9 protein-coding genes are annotated in these 7852 nt (G+C 63.7%); 7 read left to right on the top strand and 2 right to left on the bottom strand.

Annotated elements, in window-relative coordinates; translation table 11 throughout:
* The 5 genes from B7X90_RS18165 to B7X90_RS18145 all read left to right on the top strand — a co-directional run.
* On the top strand, positions 1–1570 hold a 1570-nt coding region (locus B7X90_RS18165; RefSeq protein ID WP_292626967.1), incomplete at its 5' end, for a multicopper oxidase domain-containing protein.
* Positions 1560–2837: a copper resistance protein B gene (locus B7X90_RS18160; protein ID WP_047100381.1), complete on the top strand. Its 1278-nt coding sequence runs from the start codon at positions 1560–1562 to the stop codon at positions 2835–2837. The genes B7X90_RS18165 and B7X90_RS18160, both read left to right, overlap by 11 nt.
* 40 nt (positions 2838–2877) lie before the next feature.
* Positions 2878–3183 carry a DUF305 domain-containing protein gene (locus B7X90_RS18155; RefSeq protein WP_292626964.1) on the top strand — a complete coding sequence of 102 codons (306 nt, stop codon included), beginning with the start codon at positions 2878–2880 and terminating at the stop codon, positions 3181–3183.
* 57 nt (positions 3184–3240) lie between these two features.
* Positions 3241–3690: a DUF411 domain-containing protein gene (locus tag B7X90_RS18150; protein ID WP_047100380.1), complete on the top strand. Its 450-nt coding sequence runs from the start codon at positions 3241–3243 to the stop codon at positions 3688–3690.
* A gap of 347 nt (positions 3691–4037) precedes the next feature.
* A complete protein-coding gene (locus tag B7X90_RS18145; protein WP_084718461.1) occupies positions 4038–4574 on the top strand; it encodes a DUF2231 domain-containing protein in 537 nt (178 codons plus the stop codon).
* A gap of 87 nt (positions 4575–4661) precedes the next feature.
* On the opposite strand, the gene B7X90_RS18140 is transcribed toward B7X90_RS18145, so the two are convergent.
* On the bottom strand, positions 4662–5057 hold the full coding sequence (locus B7X90_RS18140; RefSeq protein ID WP_202392498.1) for a four-helix bundle copper-binding protein: 396 nt from the start codon (positions 5055–5057) through the stop codon (positions 4662–4664).
* A 292-nt stretch (positions 5058–5349) separates the two neighbouring features.
* Positions 5350–6333: an NAD(P)/FAD-dependent oxidoreductase gene (locus B7X90_RS18135; protein ID WP_338112977.1), complete on the bottom strand. Its 984-nt coding sequence runs from the start codon at positions 6331–6333 to the stop codon at positions 5350–5352.
* 221 nt (positions 6334–6554) lie between these two features.
* Here B7X90_RS18135 and copC point away from each other — a divergent pair, with 221 nt between their 5' ends.
* Together copC and copD are read left to right on the top strand one after the other, a co-directional pair.
* Entirely contained in the window at positions 6555–6923 is a 369-nt protein-coding gene (gene copC / locus B7X90_RS18130; RefSeq protein WP_037475981.1) for a copper homeostasis periplasmic binding protein CopC, read from the top strand.
* Between the two features lie 4 nt (positions 6924–6927).
* On the top strand, positions 6928–7797 hold the full coding sequence (gene copD / locus B7X90_RS18125) for a copper homeostasis membrane protein CopD (RefSeq protein WP_292626948.1): 870 nt from the start codon (positions 6928–6930) through the stop codon (positions 7795–7797).
* Positions 7798–7852: the final 55 nt, after the last annotated feature.

Raw genomic sequence — 7852 nt, 5'->3', positions numbered from 1 at the left:
CCACTCGGGCGAGCAGGAGCAGGGCGGGCTCTACGGCCCCATCGTCATCGATCCCGCGGGACCCGACCCGATCGCATTCGACCGCGAGCATGTGATCGTGCTCTCCGATCACAGCCAGATGACCGGTGAGGAGATCTTCCGCAAGCTCAAGCAGATGGGCGGTGCCTATTTCAACTATCAGCGCCCGACGCTGAGTGGACTGCTCGCCGGACGGGAAATGCCCCTCAAGGATCGCCTGAAGTGGGGGCAGATGCGGATGGACCCGGCGGACATCGCGGACGTCACGGGTTCGACCTACACCTTCCTGGTCAATGGCTTTGGGCCTTACGACAATTGGACGGGTCTCTTCCGGCCGGGGGAGCGCGTCCGGCTACGCATCGTCAACGCCGCGGCGCAGACCAACTTCAACGTCCGCATCCCTGACCTGCCAATGACAGTGGTGCAGGCCGACGGCCAGAACGTCCGGCCCGTCGAAGTGGACGAGTTCCAGATCGGGGTCGCGGAGACGTTCGACGTGATCGTGACGCCCGGCGACCGCGCCTACAGCTTCGTGTCCGAAGCGATCGACCGTTCCGGCATGGGGCGCGCCACCCTGGCACCGCGCGAGGGCATGATCGCCCCAGTCCCGCCGCTTCGCCCGCGCACGCTCCTGACCATGACCGACATGGGCATGGATATGGGAGGCATGAAGGGGATGGAGGGAATGTCGGGGATGTCCGACGAGAACCCGGTGGCGAAGCGCGGCCTCGACCCCACGGTCCAGCAGAACGCATCGCGTAACCTGTGGAAGCTAACCGGCTGGAAGGGACCGACTGACCACGGGGCGGTCGCGGTTGCGTCCGGGATGGCCGGCATGGCCGGCATGGATCATGGCCAAATGAACTCCGGCGCGATGGCGGGAATGGACCACAGCCAAATGGGTGCCAGCGCGTCGGGCATAACCCCAAGCCAGACGGGCAGCGGCGGCACCGCGGGGATGGACCACGGCTCCGGGGGCATGGACATGAACATGCGCAACCCGAAGAACGCGCCCGGCGTCAAGATGGGGCCGGGGGTGCAGACCATCTCGCCGATGCCGAAGGACCGCACGGCCGAGCCGCCGCAGGGGCTGGAGGACGTCGATCATCGCGTGCTCACCTATCGCGACCTTGTCGCGCTGGATCGCAACCCGGACGCTCGTGCCCCGGCGCGCCAGTTGGAGATCCACCTGACGGGCAATATGGAGCGCTATATGTGGGGCTTTGACGGCCAGAAGCTCAGCGACCCCGCCGACCCCATCCCGTTCCGCAAGGACGAACGCGCGCGCGTCACCCTGATCAATGACACGATGATGCCGCACCCAATCCACTTGCACGGGCACTTCTTTGAACTGGTGACCGGGCATGGCGACTTGGCGCCTCGCAAGCACACGGTGAATGTAGCGCCTGGCGGCAAGATGACGTTCGACGTGACGACCGATGCGGTCGGCGACTGGGCGTTCCACTGCCACAATCTCTATCACATGACCGCAGGGATGATGCGTGTCGTGACCGTTCGCCCGATGGGCGAGGAGAATCGCGATGCAGCTTAAGCTCCTCCTGATCGCGAGCGGCGCAGCGCTCGGCCTGGCAACCCCGGCGGCCGCGCAGATGGACCATTCCAATATGCCCGGCATGAAGATGCCGCCGCCAAAGACGCCAGCGGTGAAAAAGCCTGCCGCTAAGAAGCCAGCAGCGACCAAGCCCGCCGCGCGCAAGAAGTCCGTGAAGCCCGCCGCCAAGTCGACACCGCGCGCGAAGGCGGGATCGGGGGCCAAGCCCGCCGCAAGTCGGTCCGCCAAGCCGCCGGCCCCTGGAGCGGTCGTTGCCGATCCTCACGCCGGTCATGACATGACGGCCATGCCGGGCATGACTACGCCTGGAGCCAACCCCAATCCTGGTGCCGGGCACGACATGTCGGCGATGCCAGATACCTCCGGCGGTGCCGCCCCCGGCCAGCCAGGTGCCATGCAGGGCATGGACCATGGTTCGGGCGCTATGCAAGGCATGGCAGGTCACGACATGGGAAGCATGCCTCCTTCGGCGACCGGCACGACAATGGTCGGGACCAACCTGCCGGCCGGCAACGCTCCGCCGCCGCCCATCCCGATGGATCGGGCCGCAGACCAAGTCTACTCTGCCCCCGCCATGGCGCATTCGCAGCAGCATCTGCAGTCGATGCACGGCGGCCAGAATTTCTCGCAGGTCATATTTAATCTGGCCGAATACCAGGTCCGCGACGGTCGCGACGCCTATCGATGGGATGGCGGTGCCTGGTACGGTGGCGACATCAATCGCCTGGTTCTTAAAACCGAAGGCGAAGGGAACTTTGGGAGAAGCCTGGAAAGGGCGGAGCTGCAGGCGCTCTATGCACGGGCGATCGGACCCTTCACCGACTTCCAGGCCGGGATTCGTTACGACTTCAAGCCCAACCCCTCCCGTGTCTACGCTACGGTTGGGTTCGAGAGCCTGGCCCCAGGCTTTTTCGATGTGGAGGGCGCACTGTTCTTGTCTAGCAAGGGTGACGTGCTCGGCCGCGTTGAAGGGTATTACGATCAGCGTATCACCCAGCGCCTGATCCTCCAGCCTCGTCTCGAAGCGGAATTTGCGGCGCAAGACGTTCCGGAAGACCGGATCGGCTCGGGCTTGTCGGACCTCGAGCTTGGCTTGCGGCTGCGCTACGAGGTGAAGCGCGAGTTTGCCCCTTATATCGGTGTTTCATACGAGCGCAGAGTGGGCCGCTCTGCTCGTTTTGCACGCGAGGACGGCGAGGATGCGTCATCGACCAGCCTTGTTCTGGGCATTCGCACATGGTTTTGAGGCCGATTGGGCTTTGTTGCGTTGACTAAGTCCGCAAGGCATGGACCACTCGAAAATGCAGGGCATGAACCACGACAACATGCCTGGCATGAACACGCCCTTCATGCCCGCCGAGATGGCGATGCACGAGAAGATGATGAGGGCCAAAGGCGCCAATGCAAATGAGACGTGGGCCCGCAAGATGATCGAGCATCACCGCGGTGCGATTGCCATGTCGCAGATCGTTCTCCGCGAGGCGCCCGATGCGAAGACCCGGCAAATGGCTCAGAAGTCTATTGCCGAGCAAAACAAGAGCATCGGTGAACTCCAGGCGATGCTCCGGTCGATGAGCAAGCGACCTCAGTGATAATCTTCGTTCCTCCCGCCCCACGAGGGGCGGGAGGAATGACCAAGGAGTTTTTCCATGAAGACAGCTTTACGATCCGCGCTTACTGCCGCAGCCTTGTTGGTTCCGGTTGCCGTCAGCGCGGCCACCCCGATCGTTATGCACCGCGATCCCGGCTGCGGCTGTTGCGCCAAGTGGGCAGCGCAGGTGCAGCGGCAGCTCGGGCGCCAGGTGCGCGTCGTCGATGATTCCAATCGCCCGGCGCTGCAGAAGCGCGCGGGGGTCCCTGCGGACGTCTCGTCCTGCCACACAGCAATCGCCGATGGCATGGCTTTCGAGGGCCACGTGCCGATTGCCGATATGAAGCGGGCTCTCGCGACCCGGCCCAAGGGTGTGCGAGGCCTCGCGGTCGGCGGTATGCCGCTCGGCTCGCCGGGAATGGAAGTGCCGGGCGTCAAGACGCAGGCCTATGACGTGGTCGCCTTCGGTCCCGGCGGGCGCCGCCTGTTCGCGCGCCACGGCAGCTGATCGGCGGTTTTTTCAGGCTAGCGGCGCAGGACCCGGCCGCCGCAGCCGGCGTAGCTCCACGGTCCAGTTCGTCTGAAAGAGCAGGCGAAGAGTTCACAAAAGGATTCGGACGGGTGAGGAAAACGGGAATCGATGAACACGGATCAAGGGGTCGGGTGATGGGCGGTAAACGAGGCGGGGCCTTCGCTTTGCTCCTTGCGGTTGCAATGTCAGTAAGCACGTCGGCATCGGCTCATGAAGATCACGATGCGCTCGGGGCCGGTCCCGGGCCGGCCGCTAACAGCGCAGGCGAGACTCAGAAAAAGGATGGAGCAGACGCTGGCGACGGTCACATGGGGATGGGCTCTATGTCGACCGTGGACATGAACATGGCCGGCCGCGACATCGCCGGCGATGACATGGACATGGGCGGCATGCACGAGGAGACCGCTAACAAGAACAAGAGTTTCGGCGAACGTCTTGTGAGTTGGCTGGGTCGGCTGCACACCATGGTCATTCATTTTCCCATCGCACTGTTCATCGGTGCGTTCGGGGTGGAGCTGTTCGGGTTGTGGCGCCGCAACCGGGACTATCAGCATGTCGCACATATAATGTTGGTCGTCGGAGCGCTGGGAGCAATCGCGGCGGCGTTCCTGGGCTGGTTCGCAGGCGGGTTCTACCTGACCGACCGCAACCCGATCCTGATGACGCATCGCTGGCTCGGAACGTTGATCGCGGTCTTCGGCGTTGCGCTGGCTTGGATGGCAGCGCGCCACCGTAAGGGTCCCGAGCGGTCGCGGACGTTGTACTGGGTGTTGCTTGGCCTGATGACGCTGGCGATCTCCATCCAGGGGTTCCTTGGCGGAACCTTCATGCATGGCGGAATAAACCACTTGGCGTTCTGACCCAGTCCGGCTGTGTGCGTGAAGCGGTCGTTTCCTGAACAGGGACCGTCGAGGACGCGTCTCCGCCAAGGACGCGTCCTCGGCTGATCAGCGGATCGACTGAACCGCTTCGTTGCAAGCCTGTTCGCAGCGGCGACAGTGTTCAGCGCAGATGCGGCAATGCTCGTGCATGCTCGCATGCTTCTCGCACTCCTCCGCACACAGCCCGCAGGCGATGGCGCAGGCTTGAAGAGCCGCGACCAGCGCCTGCTCGTTGCTGCCGGTGCGGCGGGTGCCGAGCGAGCCTGCCGCCAAGCAGATGTCGGCGCAGTCGAGGTTCAGCCGAATGCACTGGCGAAGCTGCGCGACCATCTCTTCCGCCAGACAGGCATCAGCGCACGACGTGCAGGTTTGAGCACATGAGTAGCACTCCTCGAGACAGCGGATCAGTGCATCGTTCGTGCTTCCTTTCACGTCCGGATGCGTCGCGATCATCTCTTTCATGTGGTGCATCGTTCTCTCCTGTTCAGGCAGTGGTCTCACCACCTGTCGAAGCAAGAGGTTACAAACCTGAATGTTCCGGCCTTTGCGTTGGACCGTGCGGCCGCTTTGGCGTGTCGAGTAACCTCTGGCGCTGGTGGTAGCGCACCGTCTCGACGCCCATGCCGCCTGCGTGAGCGAGCCCGGGATCGTAGTGCGGGAATTTGAACGGAGAAGGGCCGTGTCGCCGATCGTCGTGTGGGTACGAATCAGCGCTGGGTGGCGGCTTTACTCGTTGCACTGCCAATAGCTCGCGCTAGGTCGGCAGTACGCCCCGAGCGGGACACAGCCCGGCCATGGCGGATGCCAATCCGCTGTCGCTGTCGCGCAACAGGTTATGGATTGCGGTCGCAGCGATCGCTGCTTGTCCGGTCGCGACGCTGATCTGATCGAGCCCTTCCACAACGTCGCCAACCGCGTAGAGGCCAGCAACAGAGGATTGTTGGTGGGCGTTGGTCAGCACGCAACCTGATTCGCTGAGCTTCGCGCCCAGCGAAGTGGCAAGCCGCGTTCGAGGCGACGAGCCGAGCGCAGGGTAAAGCGTGTCGAATTGTAGCCCCAGGCCGTTGGCCAACCGCACCTCGACACACTCGCCCAGACGCAGCTGCTCGACAGGCGAAGGCGCGACATCGATGCCCTGCTGGTTCAGCTTGGCAAATTCCATTGGAGCGAGGTCGAGCGACCGTTCGGCGAGAAGCGTGACCTTGGCGCCATAAGCGCGCAGAAATTCGGCTTCTTCAGCGCCATGGCCGTCGCAGCCGAGCACCGCCACGTTCATCCGCCGAGCCTCATAACCATCGCAAATCGGGCAGTAGCGAATAAGACCACGCGCGACGCCGATGTCATGCATCGCATCGGGCATCTCTGGACGTCGATTGACGACCCCGGTCGCGAGGACCACGGTCCGTGCGTACATGACGTTCAGTCCGCAGCTTGCCGAGAAATGGTCGCCTGATGCGACAATCGCGTCGATCTCACCGCTCTGGATCGTACCGCCATATTCGTGCAGCTGAGCTTGCAGGCGCGCAAGAAACGTGACGCCGGAAATGCCGCCGGGAAATCCTGGAAGGTTGTGCGAGCGCGGGATGGAGGCGGCGCGCCCTGCCGCCGTGTCGAAGACGACGCAGCTCCTGAGAAACCGGGACAGATAGATCGCGGTCGTGAGGCCTGCGGGACCGCCGCCCACAATCAGACAGTCGATGACCTCCTCGGGATCGCCAGTCCAGCCTTGATTGGTCAACCGCAACCTCATCATTACCCCGCGCAAGCGCCCGTCAGGCCCGCGGCGACAGCTCGTCCGGACGGGAAGGCGCAGTGAAAAGCGCTCTGTACTCCCTTCTGAATACGCGCCTCCCCCGCTAACCCCTCATCGAGAGGCGCGGCGGCACGAAAAAGATCGTGAGGGGTGAAACGTCCGGCTGCGTAATACAAGTGAACCCAATGGAAATGGAGATTGCCCAGATGCGTCGCTTGTTCATCACGACTGCCGCCGCCGCCTTGTTCTTCGCAGGCGGCGTCGCAAACGCGCACCCGAAGCTGGTATCCGCCAGCCCCGCCGCCAACGCGGCGGTTGCGACCCCGGAGAAGATCAGCCTCCAGTTCAGCGAGAAACTCGTGCCTGCTTTCTCCAAGGCCGAACTGATCATGGCCGCGATGCCTGGCATGGCGGCCATGAAGATGCCGAGCAGCGCCGCGGTCGGCTCCGACGGGCGTACGCTCACGATCATCCCGAAGCAGCGTCTCCCGCGTGGGCGTTACAACGTCGACTGGCAGGTCGTTTCCGGCGACACGCACAAAATCACTGGCAGCTACACCTTCACGGTGAAGTGAGCGGATGATTGACTGGCCGACCGTCGCCATCCGCTTGGCGTGGCTCGGCGAGCGCGAGGATGCAATCGCTCTGCGGCCTTGGCTTTCGGGAAGTGCTGTGCTCGGGTTGCTGCTCTCAGCCGCTGGCCTGATCCTCATGGCCTCGTCGATGGCCGGATCTCCATTCTGGCCGGTCGACGAGGCCGCGGTGGCTGCCTTGCTCGGAGGGCCACCGGTTGGCTCCGCCTGGAAGGTGCGCATGGTAGCGCTGGTCATTGCCGGGGGCGCGGTCCTACTGGCGCGAGGCAGAGCATCATGGCTGGCGATGGCCATGATTGCCGCCGCTACGGCGTTGGCGACACTCGCGTGGAACGGGCACGGTGCCATGGACGAGGGAAGCACCGGATGGCTTCACCTGGGCGCGGACATTCTCCATCTCCTCGCAGGCGGTATATGGGTTGGCGCACTGTTCGGATTGCTTCTCCTGATGATGCGCCGCGCCGAGGCGATCGATGCCGCGCACCTTCAGCTTACCCATCGGGCGCTGCACGGCTTCGGGGCGGTGGGCACGCTCGTGGTTGCCATTTTAGTGATCACCGGCTTGATCAACAGCTGGCTGCTCGTGGGCCCAGCCAATTTCACGGCCTTGGGCACGACGCTCTACGGCTTGCTGCTGCTCGCCAAGCTGGTCTTGTTCGCAGCGATGCTGGGACTCGCGTCGCTTAATCGGTTCCGCCTCACGCCGGCCTTCGAACGCTCGATTGCCATGAACGATCATGACGGAGCGCTTATGACGCTGCGGGTCAGCCTGGCGGTCGAGACAACCTGCGTGATTGGTATCTTGGCGCTCGTAGCATGGCTCGGCACCCTCGCACCGCCCGCATCGGGCATGTAGGTGAGGTTAGCTCTGCTGGGTCTGTTGATGTATTCAAAGGTGAACGAACGAGGGT

Origin of the sequence: Novosphingobium sp. 17-62-19, assembly GCF_002256775.1 — a bacterium.
GTDB lineage: Bacteria > Pseudomonadota > Alphaproteobacteria > Sphingomonadales > Sphingomonadaceae > Novosphingobium.
The sequence above is the reverse complement of the archived record's forward strand: the minus strand, read 5'-3'. Positions and strand labels throughout refer to the sequence as shown.

What these genes read in the sequence shown, in the direction of transcription:
- B7X90_RS18145 (WP_084718461.1), top strand. Translation starts at nt 4,038, where the DNA reads ATGTCGACCGTGGACATGAACATGGCCGGCCGCGACATCGCCGGCGAT.
- copD (WP_292626948.1), top strand. Translation starts at nt 6,928, where the DNA reads ATGATTGACTGGCCGACCGTCGCCATCCGCTTGGCGTGGCTCGGCGAG.
- B7X90_RS18150 (WP_047100380.1), top strand. Translation starts at nt 3,241, where the DNA reads ATGAAGACAGCTTTACGATCCGCGCTTACTGCCGCAGCCTTGTTGGTT.
- B7X90_RS18160 (WP_047100381.1), top strand. Translation starts at nt 1,560, where the DNA reads ATGCAGCTTAAGCTCCTCCTGATCGCGAGCGGCGCAGCGCTCGGCCTG.
- B7X90_RS18155 (WP_292626964.1), top strand. Translation starts at nt 2,878, where the DNA reads ATGGACCACTCGAAAATGCAGGGCATGAACCACGACAACATGCCTGGC.
- B7X90_RS18140 (WP_202392498.1), bottom strand. Translation starts at nt 5,057, where the DNA reads ATGAAAGAGATGATCGCGACGCATCCGGACGTGAAAGGAAGCACGAAC.
- copC (WP_037475981.1), top strand. Translation starts at nt 6,555, where the DNA reads ATGCGTCGCTTGTTCATCACGACTGCCGCCGCCGCCTTGTTCTTCGCA.